The organism is Paenibacillus sp. FSL P2-0322, from assembly GCF_037975315.1.
GTDB lineage: Bacteria > Bacillota > Bacilli > Paenibacillales > Paenibacillaceae > Paenibacillus > Paenibacillus polymyxa_B.
The window spans coordinates 4,216,701-4,237,176 of record NZ_CP150243.1; the positions used below are offsets into that span (position 1 = coordinate 4,216,701).

A 20,476-nucleotide genomic window follows, 5' to 3' on the forward strand; every position below is an offset into this window, starting at 1 on the left:
TTCAACTTTCCCTCTATGACATAAGGCAAAGATGAACTGTCTTTAGTTCCTGTTAAAATCTCTATGAGCACAAGTAGCAACTTCTTCTCCCATCAAGCCAACAAAGCCTGAGCGATCTGATCCACAATGCCATTGATGCCTGTGGGTCCATAACAGCCGATCCATGTCGCGGCATCGACCGAGTGTATGTGCTGGCGCTCAACGGTATCAAGCATTCCCCAGACACGTTGCTCTGTCGCGGATATTCCCTCCTGCATGAGTTCATGGCTAAGCAAGAAGTAATGGCTAGCATGTACAGCTGGTAGTCTGTCAACTGAGATGTGATAGGCCGTGTCGGAGGTATCTGCCACAAATAACGGAACAGGCAGACCTAGATCATGGTACAGCACAGCCCCTGTACGATGAGAGGCAGAATGCACGCGAACCAGAGAATCCAGCGGACGGATCAGTGCCACGCTCTTGCCTGCCAGAACGGGAGCAAGTTCTTCGGACAGCAATGTGGTTCGTCGGTGATAATCCGCTATAATACGCTTTGCCTCTTCTCGTTTGCCTGTCAGTTCACCGAACAGAGTCAGAATAGTCTGCCAGTTTTCATTGCGCTTAAACATGAGAACTGGAGCGATCCGGCTTAACTGTTCATAGTGCGACTCATGTACCTCGGTGCAAATAATTAGATCCGGAGACAGTCGTTCCACTGCAAGCAGGTCGGGGTACTCATATGTTCCGAGTAATTCAGTATTCTGAAGTCCTGCCCTGATCGTTTGAGGGAAATGTAACACTGCATTGCCTAGTCCTACACTACCTGCTGGAGAGAGCCCCAGCGCAAGCAAATGATCGGCATATTGCACATCGAGTACAGCGATACGCTTCGGAGATCCGATAACATAGTATTCCCCTCGCATATGGCATATCACCGAGCCTTGGGCCGACTCATATGAAGAAGCTGTGCGGTTCCGCTGCAAGGAATGAGCATAGTCTATATCTGTTTTCGAAGCGGCATCAAGCCTATAACGCAGCGGAGGGACGCCATAATATTTCTTAAACGCCCTACTGAAATAATACATGTCGCGATAGCCCATTCTGTCAGCAATTTCACCGATGGGAGCATCCGTGTGACGCAGCATCCGCGATGCACTCTCCATGCGCAACTGAATGACATACTCAGTCAGTCCGAGCTGCTTCTCTTGTTTAAATCGTCGCTGCAGCTGTCTTAAGCTGCATCCAGCAAGGGCTGCCAGCTCTTTAAGCTCCAGATTCTGGCGATAATGCGACGCTATATATGAAGCGACAACATCCACCATGTCAGACGCTTCTCCTCCCTGACCACGTTCGTAATCCATGATCAGTTCGTAGATCATACCCTGAAGCAACGCATTGGCATGAAAACGTTCCATCCCTTCGCCACGACGCCATTTGGCAACGATTTTTTCTGCATTCTCGATCCATTCTGCTTGGGTTACCGAATTTTGCACAAATGAAGTGCGCAACGGATGTTTTCGATATGAAGGCAAAACAAGAGAGGCTCCCTCCATAGAAGAAGCCTTGTACATGATCACGATATAATAAATGTCGTCTGATCTGGCCGTCAGCGTTAAGGATGTCCCCTTAACAACATGACCAGCAAAAAAAGCTCCAATGTGGCAAACCTCACCATTCATTGCAAGCTCTCCTTCCCCTCCGTATGCCAGCAACAACACATTCGAGGTTAATTCCGTTTCGCGAAGAACACTGCCTGTCTGCAAAGTACCGCTATACTCGTCAAGCATCTTGATCGTTGTATCACTCCATAGACTTGTCTGTTCTTGTAGCGGCATTTCTCTCATCTCCTGACAATAGCATCCTTTGCTAGAGTGACTCTCATGACTGGACTTAACCAATTAACTACAACCAGGCCTGTTAGCAAAGTAAAATTGTTGCTGTTGTCATTTTAATTGAGATTTATTCTCATTGTCAATTTTCGGACATTTTCTGCAATATTCCCCTGACATCTGGTAATAAAAACAACAGGTGGTACGCTTGCTTTTCACGGCTGGAATGCTGTCCTTATTTTTTGTGAACCGGGTGAACGGATTTCTTTTTACACCGAACAAATGCCCGGGCGCTCCTTGCGTCAGATATGAAAAATCTGCCTGGATGTGCTGACTTCCTTGCTCAGCATTGTCTACTTCAGGAGTATATAATGGGACAATGCGTATCATGATATTCTCCCAAAGGATACTCATCGAAAGAGGAGCAATCGCAGCAAGCGTCTTTAACAGCGGTGTAAGGTGTAACGCAAACATCTCCTTTACCACCTTTTCCCGCCACACTTCCCTGTCTCCAGTTAGTGCTTCTGCCCGAAGCCCGTTCATAGCTAGAAAAGGAAAATGCGTCCCCCCCTCGTTAGCTGTGAGCGTCGGATGATAGAGAAAGCTGTTGTCTAGCCGAAAAGAAACATGCTGATGATGAACGGTCATCGCGGTCAGCAACGGAGCAATCCACAGGTAGCCGATTCGCTTAGCTAACATCGAAGCAGCTACTCTCATGTCAGGCGCACCAATATACTCTTGAAGCCAGCTTAAATACTCTCGGCATGCAGCTTCTTCATGTAGTTGACTCAAAGCAATAATACGGACATTATCTTCAGACGGCTCACCAAGCCGAATCGAGTGTTCATCCGCCGTTTGCTGCCATAAGTCAGTCGATAGATAATGGTCCATTTTAATTCGATCCCAACAGTGCTTCCGATGCCTGATCTACAATAATATTAATTGCAAGTGGGCCATAATAAGCGATCCAAAGTGTAGAATTAACATCATATGCACGGTTATTTTTGACTGCATCAAGGGATTTCCATACTGAACTGCTATCCAAAGCCTCTGCCTCTGCCGCAAACAACTCATCAGACAGAACAAAATAATGATCTGCTCCAATCTCAGGAACTTTCTCCATCGAGATTTCAACGGAGGTATCATCTTTGATCTTCTGGACTAATGCAGGCATTTTTAAGCCCAAATCCTCATACAGAATGCCGCCTGTTCGATGCTCAAGACCATGAACACGAATGCCTTCTTTTCTCGGACGAATAAGTGCTACCGTTTCCTCTCCCAACTTCTCCGACAGCTTCTCCTTCAGTCCTGCAATTTTGTCCTCATAAGCCTTACGCACAGTTTCTGCCTCTGCCTGCTTACCTGTGATCGCAGCCACTGTAGCTAACGTATCTCGCCAATCCTCGTAGAAGTCAAGTACGATTGTGGGTGCTATTTTGCTTACATTCTCATACTCTTTCTCTTGAAAATCAGTCATTAAAATAAGATCCGGGTCCAATGCTACAATCGCTTCCAGGTTGGGCTTGTCCCGTGTACCTAAAACCCGTACGTCACCCGGCTTATCCCCTAAATATTCTGGAAATGTGCTATTGCCTTCAGCGATAACACTGCCTGCCGGCTGCTCGCCAACGGCTAGCAATTGATCCAGAAATTTGACATCAAGCACAGCAATTTTCTTTGGTTTCTCGTTAAGCGTATACTGACCCTTCATATGCGAGATCGTAACCGGGAAGGCTCCGGCAGTCTGAGACGCTCCATTCGAAGGCGTGCCCGTTGGAGTTGTAGCAGACTCATTGCCGCCATTTGTACCTGCTCCGGCACCGCAAGCCGTCAGTACAAGAACAAGGGCCAGCATCCAGCCCATTAAAAATCGTGATTTATGGTCACCATGTGCCATGCTTCCGGCAGCTTGCCTCTTTGTTCCTTTATTCATGGTGAATCCTCCTTATGTATGATAATGATTTTCATTATCGAAATATAAGGCGAGTATAATATATCTCCACATCGCGTTACCATGTACTTTTGCGACATTTCAGCCGGACTAATGCGACATGTAAACCGCTTACCCAGCTTTTAATTTTTCTGCAAATATACAATTGCAATTTGTAAATGTCCGAGTATGGAATATAAACTCCCGTATTCGAAAGCTTCTCCATATATATCTTCATTTACAATTCTATCAGCTCTTTTACTAATTACTGCATAATCATCGTCTAATGTATCAAGCCAACAAAACCAAGAATCTCCCATTTTTTCTTTCCATTCATTTGGGAGTTCCGTTATTTCTAATCTAGCAACAACTATTTGATCTTCATTTTCTTCAAAAGAATATTTTTCTTTTCATTGATTTCTACCTCTTGCGTCAATGTACATTCCATATCCATTTGTTCCATTGAAACTACAACAAAGGTTTGTATGATAAATTTGTGGGTACTCTTCATTAAATTCTGAATGTGGAAACTCATAAAATGTTCCTTTGGATTCATAAGCCATTTTCGATGAAACATCTATCTTTAATACCCTTTCATCCGCAGATATTTCTATAACATTTTGCTTTCTCCTTTTATCAAGTATTTCCTATAACGTTCTTGTATTTATGAACCCGTTAGGGGGTGTCTGCTGAAATTCCTCTCCGACACCCTTCTCACAGACCCAGGCTCCAAAGGAGCCGCTGCTTGAATATTATGTTATGTGTAGTTATCACTCCAATGATTTACATTCTATTTTACGCCTTCCAACCCATCTCTTTATACAATCTTCTAATCTGTTTTATAAAACTATCATCTTCTCTACCCTTATTTATAATCTCTTCATCGGTGGTTACAGCCCATCTAAAAATTTGTTCAATACTCCCGTAGCTACGTTTAAATCCTTTGGCCAACTTCAGTATGTTTTCTTTAGTTGCGGCAAATGATAATACTACTCTTAACTCTTCATCTGTCCAAGATCTCCCCTTATTTTCTGTACTATACGCTTGTTTTTTCTCATATTCAAAAATCAACAATTTCGTTTTGTGGATTACTTGGTCTGTTGTTAGTTCTTCAATTCCTTCATTAAGTAATTCAATTAATCTATCTTTATATTCTTTCTTTTTCATACATTGCCCCTCCATGATCTTTTCAATAATTGCACATAACGTTTCTATATTCATGAACCCCAACGGGGTTGTCTGCTGAAATGCCTCTCCGAAATTCACCGCAGACCAAGGCTCCATTAGAGCCGCAGCTTGAATATTATGTTATCATATTTCAGCGTCTTCCTTGAATTACTTACAACAATCATTTTTTGTTTTTAATCACCAAACTGATAGTCTTGTCCTTGTATCATTTTCATCAGTTATATATTCCAGAGATTTATATCCCTTTCTCTTTATGTGATCATATAAGTCCTCAAGTTTTTCAAGGTCTTTGCAGTAAACTGTTATGTACACACTATCAATCACAAGAAGAATAATCTGACACTCACTCGCAATATATTCTTCATATGACATTACATCTATTATATTTGCTCCTTTTGGATACGCCTTTAAATTCGCAAATATTAAGTAGTACTTGTTGTAATCAATAATCTTTTTAAGATCTTCTCCATCCATTCCAGTAACCATGTCTGGAAAGAGATTACCCCCTAAAGTATCATCAACAATAAAATATGACTCTTCTCCACCAATAAACCAACTGAAAGTAGTTATATCTATTGGCTTTAAAATCTCTCCAAGATGGCTTCCATAAGAATTTGGAATTTCAAAACTTATGCCTCTATTCATTTATTCACCCACTTCACGCTGATTTCTGATAACGTTCCCGTATTCACGACTCAGCGTATGCTGAGTGTCCGACGCATGTCGGACCAAAAGCGAATGCTCGCAGCGTGAATATTATGTTATATGCTGCCTGTGCTCTTCCAATTTCTCTTAATCTTATTTGATCTTTTCCTTCTTTAATTCTATGCTTTCTTTCTGTCTTTCTCCAATGATTTTTTAGTTCTTCCTCGATTGTTTAGCTCTTCCTCAATCTTTTTCAAATTTCCTTTGGTTTAAAATGCTTTCCAAACTCCCTTTCTTCATTCGTCTGATCGGAAACGACTCCGTGCTTCCTATTTCAAATCTGGACTTCATGCCTTAATCGTTCTTATCTCTGTAAATCGTTCTGATTTTTTAAATGTTTTTAATCTTAAACAAAAAACGCCGATAGGGAACTCGGCGCTTTGCAATCTTATTCTTTCCCTCATGGGTTCCCAGTTTTTCAGGTTACATAGAACGTTTCCGCAGTTCCCGACGTTCCTTCCTTTTTATGCCACAGCAAAAAAAGTGGCGCAGTACTTGCTTCGTAACAGCTGTGAATCGGAAGGAATGTAGTAAATTGTCGTGTTATAGGATGTTTGTTTCGTTTAATATACAAATGCATACAATCGAAGCATATTTCACTTTATTTAATTTTCAAATATTTACCTCTTAGCTTACACAAAAAATCCGTTTCTTCGAATTCATTTTGGCTCAATATAGTCATATCAATCTGAATTCCACTATATTCATACATAATAGAACTTATTTCCTCAGAATCATATAAAACCTTATTTGTTAATTCATCGTATACTAATAAAATATCAACATCGTTTAGAATCTTATTCAAAGATAATATCGAGCCAAATAAGTATACATTTGAAAATGAATCAAACAAGGACTGATGTTGAACAAAACTATAGTAAATTTTATAAATCTTATTTAAGTCTATTAACGTATACATAAAATTTATCCATTGTTAATAATGTGACAGCCATTTCGTCAGCCAAAGCATAAGCTTCACTCGATATACATCCCTTACCATTCCAATTGTGTAGATTTACTAGAATGCTATTTTCAGATGGAGTTAGTTTCATTAGGTCTACTTTACTGAGACAGTAATTATAAATGAAGATCATTTTTTTCCCTTTCACTATAACCTCTCTCAAATTAGTGTAATCATTAAACTCAAACATAACACCTCTAGTTTTTATAAATTTATAAGCAAAGTTTAAACTGTCCAATCGAACTTTCGCTCCCCGAAAACAACCATAGTCAAAATAGAATTGTCTTAGTCTAGGTGTATCATTTAAATACAATTTAACCACATTACCATCTTCGAGAAGCTCTATGTATGGATTATCAGTGCCTAAAACTATCCCTACGAATTCACCTTGCCTTTGTAGCTTATTTATCAATATTTCTAACGACTCAACTGAGGGTAATAGTGACTGATCGACGGGTTCTATTCCAAACAAAGAGTTTATCTCTTCTGGGAACAGAACCTGTCTATGTTTTTCAACAGTAGGTCTAGTTGATTCAAATTCGGCTATATGAACAAGAAATGTGTCAATTATCGCTAAATTTGAGTAACTTTCATCGCTATGCCTTTGAATTAAATTTCGATTTTGCTCAAGCAACTTCTTTAACATATTATTATTTGCTAAAATCTTACCTTCAAACACGTTCCAAAGTTCTTTTTTATCACCAATATAGTAGTTTTCAAAAATTACTTTATTTTCTTTCAGTAATGGAGCCACTCTACTTCTGAGTTCATCAAATGCACTAAATTTTTCACCAAAAAATCTATCAAATTCTTCTTTTCTATTCTGTTTCCACATTGTCACGTGAACTTTCGTGAATGCAGAATTCTTGTCAAAATCAGTATGACAATTTGGACACAGGACTACTAAATTTTCGAATGAGTTATCTTCTGAATCGCAGAAGGGCGTTAAATGCGCTTTCTCAATTATGTCTCCATTATCTCTAAACAACTCAACCTTACAATCAGGGTTCATACACCGCCCCATTGATTCGGCATACAACATTCTTTGAACGTGATCACTAATTTTTCTGCCCATAATCTACTTCGCCTCCAGCTAGTTTATTACTCATTTATTTTGAATATCAACATTTAATTGTTTTCATAAAGTTAAACAAAACCTTCAGATGAGAAAATAATATCCTATAACATTCCTGTATTCACAACTTATCGCATGCTGAGTGTCCGGCGTCTGTCGGACCAAAGGCGTAGATACATGTCGAGTGTCTAGCGAATGCTAGACTAAGGGCTTATGCCCGCAGCGTGAATATTATGTTAGATAATGCCTATGTCCTTCCAAATCCTCTTAATCTTATTCGATCTTCCCCTTCTTCAATTCTATGCTTTCTTTCTGTCTTTCACCAATGATTTTTTAGCTCTTCCTCCATCTTTTTCAAATCCCCTTCGGTTTGAAATGCTTTCCAAATTCCCTTTCTTCATTCGTCTGATCGGAAGCGACACCGTGCTTCCTATTTCAACTCTTGGCCCCGTGCTTTAATCGTTCTTAGATCTGTAAATTCCTTTGATTTTTCAAATACTTTTACCCTAAACCAAAAACGTCGATAGGGAACTCGGCGCTTCGTTATCTTATTCTTCACCTATGATTTCCCAGTCTTTCAGGTTGCATATAACGTTTGGGCATTCCTGACGTTGACTTCCCTTAGATAGCTCTTATCTTAGGGAAATCAATGTGTCACCTGAATCTTCTTCTTCGAGATACCTCCGGTGACCAAGGGGCGAACGTCCCGCAGTAGAAATGCGATGTTAGGCGATTTATTCGTCTTCCTGTATTATCAAACAGTTTATTTGTCACTTATTCGTTTATTTTCTTGGCTCTTAAACCAGTTTCTAATTCCCTTTCCTGCAAAAGGTTCATCTAAAATCTAGGTATGACATGCATATGAGCATGAAATACATGTTGTCCTCCAACTGACCCACAGTTCCAACCCACGTTATAACCATCAGGCTTTATATCTCTATCAAGAATTACTTTTATTTCTTTTAATAATGAGAGTGTAGAATTCCACTCTTCCTCACTCAAATCAAATACGGTTTCTCGATGTTCTTTAGGTATTATTATTCCGGATCCTTCTATTTCAGGTTTTAATAGTTGTAAGTATTTGCAGTGATCATTCTCTATTAAAACTTTTTGGTGTTCTAAGGTAATATTGCAGTATTCGCAATTCTCCATTTCTATCTCCTTTAAGTTAATAAGGTTATAAATGTTTTTCAACGCACTTCGAATATTTCACCTAACGTTCCTGTATTCGTGACGCCCAGCATATGCTGGGTGTGTCTGCTGGAATTCCTCCCTGAAATCCATCCGCAGACCAAGGCTCCCTTGGGAGCCGTAGCATGAATATTATGTTATACGAAGGATCATTTCTCTTTGATAGACTCTCTACCTTAAAACTTAAATCTTTCTTTTATCATTTCAGCTACCTGATTTGCTTCCAACCCACTGTTGTTAATCCTTATATAATTTTGTTTAGTAATCTCTCCGGGTAATGAATTCAACCTATGTTTTTCATGAGTTTCAATCAACTCAGCCTCCGACCACTCCACATTTCGTTTAGTTGGTTATGTATCAATCTATTCTCAGTCGTATTTCGTTTTTTTCGTTCTTCCAAGTCGGCCTCTAGTTCAACCAAGTACACGGTTCCTCCTCTCGATTCAAATAGGTTTGAAACCTGCTCAATGTAGTTCCAATCACTTTGAAGATCAAATGCCCATACAAACGTAAATATGAGTCCTTCCAGTTCACTTTTGGACACTTCTTCAAAAATCTCTTGCCTGATTAGACTAACCAGACGCTTTCCGGCAGGTGTGCCGTAATCAAAAAATAGAGACACAAAATCAATAGACATGTGATTATGGAATAGTTTTAAATCTGTTGTTGCTTCTAAACATTGCCCTACTGTCATCTTCCCCACTGCTTGGGGGCCAAAGATTATAACCAACTTCATTTAAATAACCTCCATCAAAAATTTCACTCTATTGATCTTTCGTATAACGTTCCTGTATTCACGACGCTCGACGAAGTCGAGTGTGTCCACAGCAACAGCTTCCTTGAATCAACTTCTGGGACCGAGGGCGTAGCACGATGCGTGAATATTATGTTATAGGATGTCAGCGCCTTCTTCGAACAGCTTCAAACTAATTACTTTATATATTGCTTGAATTTCTGTTCCATTTTAATCAGTTGATCTTCAAAAATTGATATAAGATCATTAATTATTTGAGTTATTTCAGCCTGCACTTGTCGTCTAAAATTAATTGATTCTAAAGATACTCTGGCGTTTGTTCCAAACTCATCATCAGCAATTACGAGTGAAATTAATGGATGGTTAGCTGATTTAAGAATACAGTTGTCTTTTCGTTCTCTGATTTCTTTCATTTTTTCATAAAGAGCGCCGTCAATTTTATTTCCTGATTCTGCAGCCGAACTGATTGTACTTGACATTAAATCAAAATACTCTGACGGGCGTTCATACTGTGCTAAACCTTTAATAAAGTATTCGTTATTATTAAAAGAATCACGCTGACCTTTAAGTTTAAAAAGAACATCCGTCAGAAGTTTAATCTTCTCAGGGAACTCATCAATATATTTTTGCTTCGTTTGTGTGTTAATTGTTTGTCTTACACCAAGATATGTAAATAACCCGCCGATTACTCCACCGAAAATCGCTCCAAAATAACTTGCAAAAAATCCTATCCAAGATTCAGTACTTCCAAATGTAATTGATGTCCTCCATCCCATAAATGATACATTAATGAAGAATGGAAATATTGCTAAAAAAGTAATGACACAGACTAGAGCAATAACAAACTTATTGTTCATATTTTTGTTGTCTCCTAAATAATATTTTCTGTATTTTAATTTTTTAGTTTTTAGCGCTGATTTCCTATAACGTTTGGGCATTCCTGACGTTGACTTCCCTTAGATAGCTCTTATCTTAGGGAAATCAATGTGTCACCTGAATCTTCTTCTTCGAGATACCTCCGGTGACCAAGGGGCGAACGCCCCGCAGTAGAAATGCGATGTTAGGCGATTTATTCGTCTTCCTGTATTATCAAACAGTTTATTTGTCACTTATTCGTTTATTTTCTTGGCTCTTAAACCAGTTTCTAATTCCCTTTCCTGCAAAAGGTTCATCTGAAAATCTAGGTATGACATGCATATGAGCATGAAATACATGTTGTCCTCCAACTGACCCACAGTTCCAACCCACGTTATAACCATCAGGCTTTATATCTCTATCAAGAATTACTTTTATTTCTTTTAATAATGAGAGTGTGGAATTCCACTCTTCCTCACTCAAATCAAATACGGTTTCTCGATGTTCTTTAGGTATTATTATTCCGGATCCTTCTATTTCAGGTTTTAATAGTTGTAAGTATTTGCAGTGATCATTCTCTATTAAAACTTTTTGGTGTTCTAAGATAATATTGCAGTATTCGCAATTCTCCATTTCTATCTCCTTTAAGTTAATAAGGTTATAAATGCTTTTCAACGCACTTCGAATATTTCACCTAACGTTCCTGTATCTACGAACCCGAGAGGCTTAAGGCGCATCGCGCCGGGTCCGACGGACTTAGCCTCGCAGGGTTGTGAGCTGATTCAACTTCCCAGCACTATTACTTCTTGCGAACCAAGGGCAACGCCTGCAGCGTAGATATGTTGTTAGATGATGCATCTGACATCTTTGAATCTACTCTCATTAACCTCCAATATGATAGTAATCAGGATCCAAGACAATCTCACTACCATTCTTATCTAGCCACTCATTACTGATTGTTATAACATCCCAAATTCGTTTCGAAAGTTTATTCCTCGAATCGAAATTTATATTATGAAAAGATAAAAGAGGTTCTTTCTGACCAATGTTTATTATCGCTTTGTTGACTACCCTAAACTTTCCCTCAGCATCTTTCTTTGCAAGAATATATGAATTAATTGGGTTTAAAGAGTTCATTTTAGATGCGGAAATCACATCATACTTATCATCTATTTTCTTAACGTCTTGAAATATATTCAAGTTACTCCTCGGTGAAATGCTCCACCTATAACTCCTTATCCAATCTCTAAATTTTAAAATTGTTATAGCCCATTCAACTGGATAAGTATTGGAGGTAGTAATCACAGTGTAAAGATCATCTAACTTTTCACTTACATCATTCAGATTATTATATACAAAGAAACCAAGTATCTCTTTATCTTCTTGTAGCTTCTCATTTAATGTTGATTCGGTTAAATTTAGAAGTTCAGTCACTCTAGCTAATGATTCAGACATTGAAACAGTCCCAAACACGAATGAAGTCATATGCTTTAGTATTTCAAGCAAACAGAAATCTATTTTTCCTTTAATGTGATCCTTTATGGGATTAAACAATATGCCCTTTGAATGTATTTCAGAAATACTTTGATAAATTATTTTTGATACTCTCTCTTTTTCATCTAATTCATCTGAGTCGTAAAATAATATACGCTTGTGATTTAGATCAAATGGAACATCTCGTACATTTCCAAATTTCTTATTAAAGAGACATATTATTTTTTCCCATCCTAATACCTTCGCTGCATAACCTAATTCTAATAACACATTAGGATTAGGTGTCTTTCTGCCACCGTAGTCTTGATTAATTATTGATACGTCACATATAAAAATATCTGTCTTATCGATTTTATTAAATATTGTTTCACTAATGTCCGGAGAACCAGTTACACCGAGAGTATCTCGGTCATAATCGAAATAAATCGAATATCCAGTGTTTTTACTTCTTTTTATTGCCTTTTTGATCACATCTTCAATAAAGGAGCGATTTGTATTATTGGGTAAATCAGATTGCCAAGAATAAAAAATGGTATAATTCAAAAGATCAACCTCACTATCCTTTAGGTTTACAGATGTTTCATCTAACGTTCGCACATTCCTGACGTTCAAGCGGCTTAAGTGACCATAGGGAACGGGTCGTTAGACTTAGCCGATTGAATGTGTCGCCAGAATTAACTTCTCCGAAATCCCTCTTGGCGACCGAGGACGCGACGTTGTAGGAATGTAATGTTAGGTGATGTCATCGGTTCTAAGAGTTACCTGAGGTTCATTAGAAATTATTGATGGATCGTTTGTTATAAAATCGATGATCTTAATAATGTCTGTTTTTACACTTGAAAAATACTCATCTATTGCTTCCTTAGTAATCACGTTTATTACAGTATGCGGCATCCCAACAATTGGGTTTCTCCATACCATAACTCCTTTAGAAACCTCAATTACAGACATCTCATTACTTTCATTTAAATAAGTTTCAAATAGTTTACCGTCGATCACTATTACAGGCAAACAGATACTTACATATCTATCATTCTTTCTTGAATCTACACTTTTTGATATAGCTCTAGTTGCTTTAGAAACCGAAACACATGAATTATATGCAACATCATTCCCGTTTGTAAAAGCTTGTGTAAGTCCATAACCGGGGCGTTCTGGTAAGCTAAATAGATTAAGGTCTTGAATTTCTTTTTTATGTGCTAAGTTTCTCAATACAATATTTCCAATTCTTGAGCCAGCTCTTTGAGCTATTCTAGCTGGAGGAGCTAATCTTGTATTCTCTGAGGTAAATATTATCCATGGTTTATCTTTCGATACTTTGCATTCAATTATCAGGCTTATTCTAACAAGTTTATTACCAATCTCTTTTTGAAGACTTGCAACTATATCTATCTCTCTTTGTTGAGTTGACTCATCATCAATAAAATACTCCGATTGAATAACATTAAATTTTAAGTTCAGTAAAACTTCTGCCACACTCATCTCTAATGGATAGCCCTGAGAATTTAACCAATCCATTATTCGTGTATTAATATTATTGTCTGACAATATCTTCACCTTTTCCTTTCACGATGATTTCACCTAACGTTCCTGTATTCATGAACCCCGAAGGGTTGTCTGCTGAAATGCTTCCCTGAAATCCTTCTCGCAGACCAAGGCTCCGAAAGGAGCCGCTGCTTGAATACTATGTTATATGACGGAATCACTTCTTCGATTAACCAACAGTCATTCTTGATTATAATCAGTCATTGTTCTGCTATATGTTCCAATAAATCTCCTGGCTGACAACCTAAAGCCGCACATAATTTATCAATCACTTCTAATGACACATATTCGTTCGTATTGAGTTTCGCCATTGTAGCAGACGAAATACCTGTCATTTTCAATAAATCCTGCTTCTTAATCTCCCTGTCGATCAATAATTTTTGAAAAGGTTTATAACTAATCATCTGATATTCCTTTCACACATCAAGTGAATTTTTCTTTAATTATATGAAAGTATATTTTCTTTATCAAAAACATCTTCAACATGTATTGACTTAATTGTTTTACATGTTAAAATTATATTTAATAAGTTAAACTTTAATTCATAAAGTCAAATGAATTGGATGGTGTTCAGAATGCATAATTCTTTGGAAGTCTTACTTGATTCACTGATTCAGACTCGAATTGAATCTTTATATGGCGAGCTTATCAAAAACAACTCCAGCTACAACCAGTTCTCATCCGAACGGAATCTCTACTTCAAGCAGTTACATGAAGGAGTACCGGAGAATATACAGAAGATCCTATTCCTTTACGATGATGCTGAGCTTTCTGTTCAAGCTATTTTAGAACGTGAAATTTATTTGCAAGGTTTTAAGGACGCTCTTCATCTGCATAACGAATTACATATATCTTTAGATTGAGAGCCTTCAGGCTCTTTTTCATTTTGATTCTGTCATATAAAGTTTTGCCCATTCACGAACTCCGTCAGGAGTTATCTGCCACGATTTTTCGGCAGATCAAGGAACATATTAACGGTGCGTGAATGGAATGTTATGCGGAGTACTTGTCGTCACTGAATTATTTACTGACCTCCTTAGTTTCCTCGTTCGCAACAATTGCTTCAGCCTTATAATCCATCATTGTTCTCAAGTGTTTTTTATAGGCTGAAAATGTTGAATAAATATAGTAAACGTAAAATACTGGGATACCGATACCCAGATACATTAACAAGTCACCAAGTAACAATTCTGTCGAAAAAAGATTGATTTTGTTATTAATGCTGGAGTTATTATTTGTATAAAGACCTAAGATAAATATTATAATGGGTATGGGTGAGAACGTTTTTAACAGATCTAATTTTGTTTTAGTTATTTCAACAAAAGTCCCTGACCACACTGCATACATCTCTAACCTTGCATAAGATAATTTTTCTTTTTTAGTTTTATAAATCAAGTTCATGTGTCTAGAAAACTCAATAATTTCTTTATAATCCTTATAACATATACCAATTATTATGATCGAATAAATTAACCAAAAATAAAATGAAAACATAAATTTTGATACATCAGGAAAAAAAGTTTTTCCCAAATATGAAACTATAATCATTAGAATAATCTTAGATATAAAGGAATAAATAGATCGTTTTAAGTGATAGTTCAATTGTTTGTCTCCTTTTACAAGAATTTCGTATAACATTCTCGTATTCATGAACCCCAAAGGGGTTGTCTGCTGAAATCCCTCCCCGAAATCCATCTTGTAGACCAAGGCTCCATTAGGAGCCGCAGCTTGAAAATTATGTTATATGGTATAGGCCACTTCCTCGAAAGCATGCTATATTATTTCATAAATCTTCAAACTTCTAATCTTTGAATCTAGATACCTACTTGTTCCTAGTGACTCTGAATATATGGTTTCAATGCAGTGCTCAATAATTTTGTCTTTTACTCCTGTAAAATTCATAATTACTTTAGGATTCACATCAATCTTAAGCATCTCGGTAATTGCATATTTTATAATTCCTGTAAGTCCACCTCTCCCTGTTATTTCCTTCAATAAAGTTACTCTTGAGCTTGTTTTTTCTGGTAAATCGCTCCCATCAAATTGTATTAATAATTTCGTGGAAATTGACTTACTGTCACGTATATAAATATATTCATTAAGTTGTCCTACAAGTTGCTCTGGAAGATGTATAGAAAATTCGTTAATTGTTATTATCCCAATATTCTCTTTATACGAGGTTCTAGGTAAATCAATAATTTCTCTATATGCAATTCCAGTAAATATAGTTAACTTATAAATTATTGCAGACAATAGTTTATTAAAACTAATCGAATCAGATTCTGCATACCTTGATACATCCTGTATGACGCTATTACATTCATTAATTAAATCTATAATCTCTTCTTCAGTGAATCGGCTTGACTTCCCAGATTCTTTAAGGATTGGGTGATCAGAAACTGCTTTATTTATTGAATACCTAAATGAATCAATTTTATGCGCAGGTAAACCAATAGCCTTTAACAGAGGCTCATTCTTAACATGCCCTACAGTCATTATGTATACAAAAAATTCCTTTACCGCTGAAACAAACCTCTGAACAGTTGACACAGATGTTACGTTGTTCTTCGTGATATAATAATTAATACAATCAATTATTATATCAGTTGAAATTCCCCTTAAATATTCGTTAATATTTTTTTCTGTTACATCTTTACTTTCAAGAAAATCATGAAATACACCTAAATCCTTATAATATCCAACGACATTCCTTGATTGTTCATTTTGCTTTGCTTGAATGAACTCATCAATTAAATCTTTTAGCTTCATGTAAATTCCCCCACAAGAGTAATAGAACTTCTAATTATTCGGGTTATGTCATATAACGTCCTATTTACGAACTTTATGAATCCTGCACTTTTCCCCTTATTCTCGCACTTTCTGCGTTTCTATCCTCCAGCCCGCTCATCCGGTCCAACGGACTTTGATTCCCCCCAATGTCCCGTCTGCTCACATGTGTATACCGCTCCTCGTTCGCACACTCTGATGCCCTAGCAGTTCCTGAATATATAGTGAAGATCGATCCTATTCTCCAGTAAGTGGGTCGCAAAGCAATGCCTTAGCGAATGGATACTCACCTGTTTGCGAATGTCCGCTTCAACCAGCGCTTTTTCAAACACTTTCTGCGCTGAACGTTCCGTCAGGTGGCAGCCTTCTCTCTGCCCTGGAAATAGTCAGTCTTCTAGCTGTCCAACCCTTATGTACTGCTCGGCCACCGCAAAGGCCACTTTGGAGAGCAGCGTTTGCCGAACCTTCCTGCTTCATCCCGATAGAGTAGGTTTATCTTCATCTCACTTGTCTCCTTAGTATATCAGCCGTTCAAAAATTTGGAAATCTAATTTTGCACAAAAAAAGGGCCTTAAGATGGAAATTTACCTTAAGTCCCTGATTCTTTCGGATCAAATTATTGATCCTTTAAGTTCAATTTTCATTATCATAATTACTTAAAATAAGGCTCCGAAAACAGTGGAATAGTGTAACGCTAATCTCTTGTATAAGGATAAGCCGTTAAAAAGCGCATTTTATCGCCATTTTTTTCAGATAAACCGCTTGTATTACAATCATATATAAAGAACAACGAATTATATTTACCATCTATTTTACTCAAGCCATTTAATAATGGAGATAAAAAAGAATCAACGTAGGAAACATCTTTTATACCATCATCTGCCCCATCCATCAGAAAGACTCCTTCAGCAAAATCTTCGTCAAAATCATCTACTGCATGGTCATTCAAAAAACCGCTAAAAACATCCTCATTCTCATCTTCCGGGTATTTGATCTCAACATATTCAAACAACTCATCTTCAGAGGCAAAGTGACCGTACCAGACGGACACCATATTTTTTTCAAAGCAATTCATATCTTCCCCCCGCTAATATTTCAATTTATACGTATGTTCTATCTCTATCCCGCACCAACTACCATGCCCTCTACCCCTCAACAGCCGTTGAAGCTAAAAAGCCCACGCTGAACGCGGGCTTTGCTGTATATTTGGTCAAAATCATGCCTAGTAGGCTTGTTACTCGACCTTGAACTGTTTTAATTCGTCTTGAAGCTTATTGGACAATTGGTTTAATTGTTTGGATAGTTCAGCAACCTGTCCGAAGCTTTCCAATTGTTCCTGCGTGCTGGCGCTGACCTCTTCGGTTGAAGCGGAATTCTCTTCAGTGGTGGAAGAGATGATCTCCAGCGCTTGCAAAATCTCATCTTTGTGCTTGTGGACTTTGGAGGTGTTCGTGCTGATCTGGATCATTCGTAATTTCAAATCTTCCAAATCCTTGTTGATGCTAAAGAACACTTGCTTCGTGTCCTCTACCGATCTCGCATTTTCTTCTGCAATTTTCAGACCATGAACCGTATGCTCGACCGATACGCTGGTTTTTTCTTCAATCACACGTACCTTCTTGTAGATTTCCTGTGTCGCCAGTGCAGTCTGCTCAGCCAGCTTGCGAACCTCCCCGGCAACAACAGCAAACCCTTTGCCCTGTTCTCCTGCACGTGCAGCTTCAATGGAAGCATTGAGCGCCAGCAGGTTGGTCTGCGTTGCAATTTGGTTGACCGTATCGACGATGCTGGAAATCTCATGACGGCTCAGATCAATATCTTGAATAATAGACGACATCGCTTGTGTGGAATTGTGATTTTCTTCCGCCCATCTGGATAACTGATCTACTACAGCAAGCCCCTGTCCGCTTTGTTCAGCAGAGATTTGCACCATTGTTTCGATGGCTTTGGCATCATTGGCAATTTCGTCAATTTGGCCGGATAATGCTCCGGTTTTTTGTAAAATGTTATCCGTTTCAATAGATTGGTAGTTCGTTGCATTGGCAATTTCATTAATTGCTGTCGCAGTATCGTTCATCGTAATCGCGGTTCTGGAAGAAATGGATTGCAAATCATGAGAAGACTGATTCAACACTTGAGCTGAGCCACCCACCATTTGGAGCATGCCTTGAATTTTTTGAACCATATTGTAAATTCCTTGAGAAATTTGTCCGATTTCGTTGTTGGAATGCGTATCAAACTGAACGGTCAAATCTCCATTTTCAATCAGCTTGATTTTTGCAAGCAGCTTCGGTATGGATCTCAACAGATAACGGAGCGTTATATAACAAATCACAACGAGCAGGATGGTGGCTGCCGCAAAACCGCCAATGGTAATCCAGGTAAACGCTTTTAATTCTGAGAGCACCTCTTCTTCAGAAATGGTTAAGCCTACAGACCACCCCGTATCTTTACTGGTTGCATACCCGATATAACGACGTTCGCCATTATCATTAATTAGCTGTACTCCGGACTCACCAGCAATCATTTTCTTTCCAATCTCCCCAAGATCACCTGTGCTTTCGTTAATCTTTTCTTTCAGCACTTTATTTTGATCGGGGTGATACAAAATATCACCTGTTTTGGACGCAAGAATCGAATAACCTGTGCTTCCAAGCGAATAGCTTTGCATAACGGCAGGGATGTCTTTGAAAGCAATATCAACTGCAGCAAATCCGATTAATTGGTTACTGCTATCTTTAATCGGATAGAAAATGCCCATGAGCACATTACCCGAATTGACGTCCTTATAGGGTTCTGAGTAGTATAAACCGTCTGCTTCAACAGCTGGCTTGAAGTATGGGCGTGTATGGATATCAAAATCCGGTTTAGAAGCAACACCATCATTCTGAAGAAAGAAGCCTTTACCAGATATTCCTGCAATCCAGGCGTCGGCAAAAGATGGCTCTGCCTTTACAATGGCTGCCAGAGTCGCTACTGTTTCCGCAGCATAAGGAGAAGTTTTCACCATTTCTGCCGATGGGGTGGTTTCTAAATATTGCTTAAAAAGATTGTTCGTTGACATTTGTTTGACAAGCGATCCCTTTTCCTTAAACAACGCATCGAATTGAGTGACAACGGCCTGCGTCTTGGTCTGGAGCATGGCCTCTTGCTGCTTGACAAGTATGCTTTGCGTGCTTGCAAACATGAACGTCCCCAAGGTTGCAAAGACGACAACGATAATGACTAACAAGACCATGGCCAATGTGTTGGCGATGCTGGATGATCTAACTACGCGCTTCTTAATATTTTGTGACATGCTGCCATCTCCCCGAGGAATATTGAGCGAAAAGCTCTTAGATAATATGTCGGAAGTTTGCAGTTGTTTTAATAGGTTTTTAGTATACACAATTTAAAGTTTCGCTATCTGATTCCTCATAGATTCCCTCCCAACCTGTTCGGTAACTCCAGCAAAAGATTAGGACAGCACAAAGAGCCTCCGTCAGACGTAGGCTCTTTACTAAAAGCTGTATATGAGAACGCAGAGTTTTGCGGATTTAGAGCGTTTCAGCGATCCGTAAGCTCAACCCTCATCCTCCGTCGTTAACCCAACTGCATCGTTGTGATACACGTATCGTTTTTCTCATATGTAGAGAATTCAGTTTCAGCCGTTTTACCTTCATGATTCACGCTAATGCGGTATGTTTTATCCCTCGGTAGCCATAGATCAATAAAACCATTGGATTGTGATTTCATGGCGGCATTCTCCATGATGACTTTCCCTTCGGAGTCGTGAACGGTCACATTGAACGCTCCGTTTTTTATTTCGCCTTGGCAGCCCGTTAGACTATGAGTTGCACAAGGGTGGGTCTGTTCCACATATGGTGCAATCGAAACAAAAAACTCGTTGTCAGGCAAATCATAATTCATGGTCTGAGTATCGTCCCCTGTGACAATCAACTGACTGGAATTAATGGAAGCGGACTGGGCTGTTGCCTTGCCTGCACTTATATCATGCACCAATTGCTTGATATCTGTTGTCCCGAGCTTTTCCGCTCCTTCTCTCTGAATATTTCCTGCAATTAGGTACGTCCCCAATGCGGCAACAACCAACCCTGAAGCGACCAAGATTCCTTTTTTCATCTGGAGTTCATCTCCTCGTCTATTTTGTATTATTATAAGGGAGAATGCACCATAATGGGCA

The 20,476-nt window shown here is 38.5% G+C and carries 21 protein-coding genes and 1 pseudogene; 1 reads left to right on the forward strand and 21 read right to left on the reverse strand.

The window, feature by feature from the left end; genetic code table 11:
* Positions 1–92 precede the first annotated feature (92 nt).
* From MKY24_RS18560 to MKY24_RS18630, 15 genes and pseudogenes are all read right to left on the reverse strand, one after another.
* Complete coding sequence (locus MKY24_RS18560; protein WP_028542560.1) at positions 93–1,814, reverse strand: helix-turn-helix domain-containing protein; 1,722 nt, start codon at positions 1,812–1,814, stop codon at positions 93–95.
* Between the two features lie 108 nt (positions 1,815–1,922).
* Positions 1,923–2,699, reverse strand: a complete 777-nt coding sequence (locus tag MKY24_RS18565; protein WP_028542561.1) for a (2Fe-2S)-binding protein — start codon at positions 2,697–2,699, stop codon at positions 1,923–1,925.
* Between the two features lies 1 nt (position 2,700).
* Positions 2,701–3,741 (reverse strand): iron-siderophore ABC transporter substrate-binding protein, encoded by a 1,041-nt coding sequence (locus MKY24_RS18570; RefSeq protein WP_339200580.1) that lies wholly within the window; start codon positions 3,739–3,741, stop codon positions 2,701–2,703.
* 140 nt (positions 3,742–3,881) lie between these two features.
* Complete coding sequence (locus MKY24_RS18575) at positions 3,882–4,058, reverse strand: hypothetical protein (RefSeq protein WP_155990473.1); 177 nt, start codon at positions 4,056–4,058, stop codon at positions 3,882–3,884.
* Between the two features lie 50 nt (positions 4,059–4,108).
* A complete protein-coding gene (locus MKY24_RS18580) occupies positions 4,109–4,294 on the reverse strand; it encodes a hypothetical protein (RefSeq protein WP_272638600.1) in 186 nt (61 codons plus the stop codon).
* 239 nt (positions 4,295–4,533) lie between these two features.
* Entirely contained in the window at positions 4,534–4,905 is a 372-nt protein-coding gene (locus MKY24_RS18585) for a hypothetical protein (RefSeq protein WP_028542563.1), read from the reverse strand.
* 198 nt (positions 4,906–5,103) lie between these two features.
* On the reverse strand, positions 5,104–5,571 hold the full coding sequence (locus MKY24_RS18590; protein WP_028542564.1) for a DUF2691 family protein: 468 nt from the start codon (positions 5,569–5,571) through the stop codon (positions 5,104–5,106).
* Positions 5,572–6,524: 953 nt separating this feature from the next.
* Positions 6,525–7,667 carry an HNH endonuclease signature motif containing protein gene (locus MKY24_RS18595; RefSeq protein WP_028542566.1) on the reverse strand — a complete coding sequence of 381 codons (1,143 nt, stop codon included), beginning with the start codon at positions 7,665–7,667 and terminating at the stop codon, positions 6,525–6,527.
* 837 nt (positions 7,668–8,504) lie between these two features.
* Positions 8,505–8,861 carry an HIT domain-containing protein gene (locus tag MKY24_RS18600; protein WP_339200584.1) on the reverse strand — a complete coding sequence of 119 codons (357 nt, stop codon included), beginning with the start codon at positions 8,859–8,861 and terminating at the stop codon, positions 8,505–8,507.
* Positions 8,862–9,034: 173 nt separating this feature from the next.
* A pseudogene (locus tag MKY24_RS18605) lies at positions 9,035–9,594 on the reverse strand (AAA family ATPase).
* A 194-nt stretch (positions 9,595–9,788) separates the two neighbouring features.
* Positions 9,789–10,550 carry an MFS transporter gene (locus MKY24_RS18610; protein ID WP_143109577.1) on the reverse strand — a complete coding sequence of 254 codons (762 nt, stop codon included), beginning with the start codon at positions 10,548–10,550 and terminating at the stop codon, positions 9,789–9,791.
* Positions 10,551–10,710: 160 nt separating this feature from the next.
* Positions 10,711–11,100: an HIT family protein gene (locus MKY24_RS18615; RefSeq protein WP_339200585.1), complete on the reverse strand. Its 390-nt coding sequence runs from the start codon at positions 11,098–11,100 to the stop codon at positions 10,711–10,713.
* Positions 11,101–11,349: 249 nt separating this feature from the next.
* The gene (locus tag MKY24_RS18620) at positions 11,350–12,504 is read right to left on the reverse strand and encodes a hypothetical protein (protein ID WP_049828473.1); all 1,155 of its coding nucleotides are present in this window, start codon (positions 12,502–12,504) and stop codon (positions 11,350–11,352) included.
* Positions 12,505–12,693: 189 nt separating this feature from the next.
* Positions 12,694–13,479, reverse strand: a complete 786-nt coding sequence (locus MKY24_RS18625) for a hypothetical protein (protein ID WP_197032087.1) — start codon at positions 13,477–13,479, stop codon at positions 12,694–12,696.
* Between the two features lie 227 nt (positions 13,480–13,706).
* Positions 13,707–13,910 (reverse strand): helix-turn-helix transcriptional regulator, encoded by a 204-nt coding sequence (locus tag MKY24_RS18630; RefSeq protein WP_010345194.1) that lies wholly within the window; start codon positions 13,908–13,910, stop codon positions 13,707–13,709.
* A gap of 171 nt (positions 13,911–14,081) precedes the next feature.
* Here MKY24_RS18630 and MKY24_RS18635 point away from each other — a divergent pair, with 171 nt between their 5' ends.
* Entirely contained in the window at positions 14,082–14,369 is a 288-nt protein-coding gene (locus MKY24_RS18635; protein ID WP_028542323.1) for a hypothetical protein, read from the forward strand.
* Between the two features lie 157 nt (positions 14,370–14,526).
* On the opposite strand, the gene MKY24_RS18640 is transcribed toward MKY24_RS18635, so the two are convergent.
* The 6 genes from MKY24_RS18640 to MKY24_RS18665 all read right to left on the reverse strand — a co-directional run bounded on the left by MKY24_RS18640 (position 14,527) and on the right by MKY24_RS18665 (position 20,415).
* Positions 14,527–14,907 (reverse strand): hypothetical protein, encoded by a 381-nt coding sequence (locus tag MKY24_RS18640; protein ID WP_339200587.1) that lies wholly within the window; start codon positions 14,905–14,907, stop codon positions 14,527–14,529.
* Between the two features lie 372 nt (positions 14,908–15,279).
* Positions 15,280–16,275 carry a hypothetical protein gene (locus MKY24_RS18645; RefSeq protein ID WP_028542321.1) on the reverse strand — a complete coding sequence of 332 codons (996 nt, stop codon included), beginning with the start codon at positions 16,273–16,275 and terminating at the stop codon, positions 15,280–15,282.
* Positions 16,276–16,496: 221 nt separating this feature from the next.
* On the reverse strand, positions 16,497–16,625 hold the full coding sequence (locus MKY24_RS18650) for a tyrosine-type recombinase/integrase (protein ID WP_231517242.1): 129 nt from the start codon (positions 16,623–16,625) through the stop codon (positions 16,497–16,499).
* Positions 16,626–16,987: 362 nt separating this feature from the next.
* Positions 16,988–17,368 carry an immunity 22 family protein gene (locus tag MKY24_RS18655; RefSeq protein ID WP_339200590.1) on the reverse strand — a complete coding sequence of 127 codons (381 nt, stop codon included), beginning with the start codon at positions 17,366–17,368 and terminating at the stop codon, positions 16,988–16,990.
* A gap of 159 nt (positions 17,369–17,527) precedes the next feature.
* A complete protein-coding gene (locus tag MKY24_RS18660) occupies positions 17,528–19,591 on the reverse strand; it encodes a methyl-accepting chemotaxis protein (protein ID WP_339200592.1) in 2,064 nt (687 codons plus the stop codon).
* Between the two features lie 284 nt (positions 19,592–19,875).
* Complete coding sequence (locus MKY24_RS18665; protein ID WP_053325849.1) at positions 19,876–20,415, reverse strand: CueP family metal-binding protein; 540 nt, start codon at positions 20,413–20,415, stop codon at positions 19,876–19,878.
* Between the last annotated feature and the right edge of the window lie 61 nt (positions 20,416–20,476).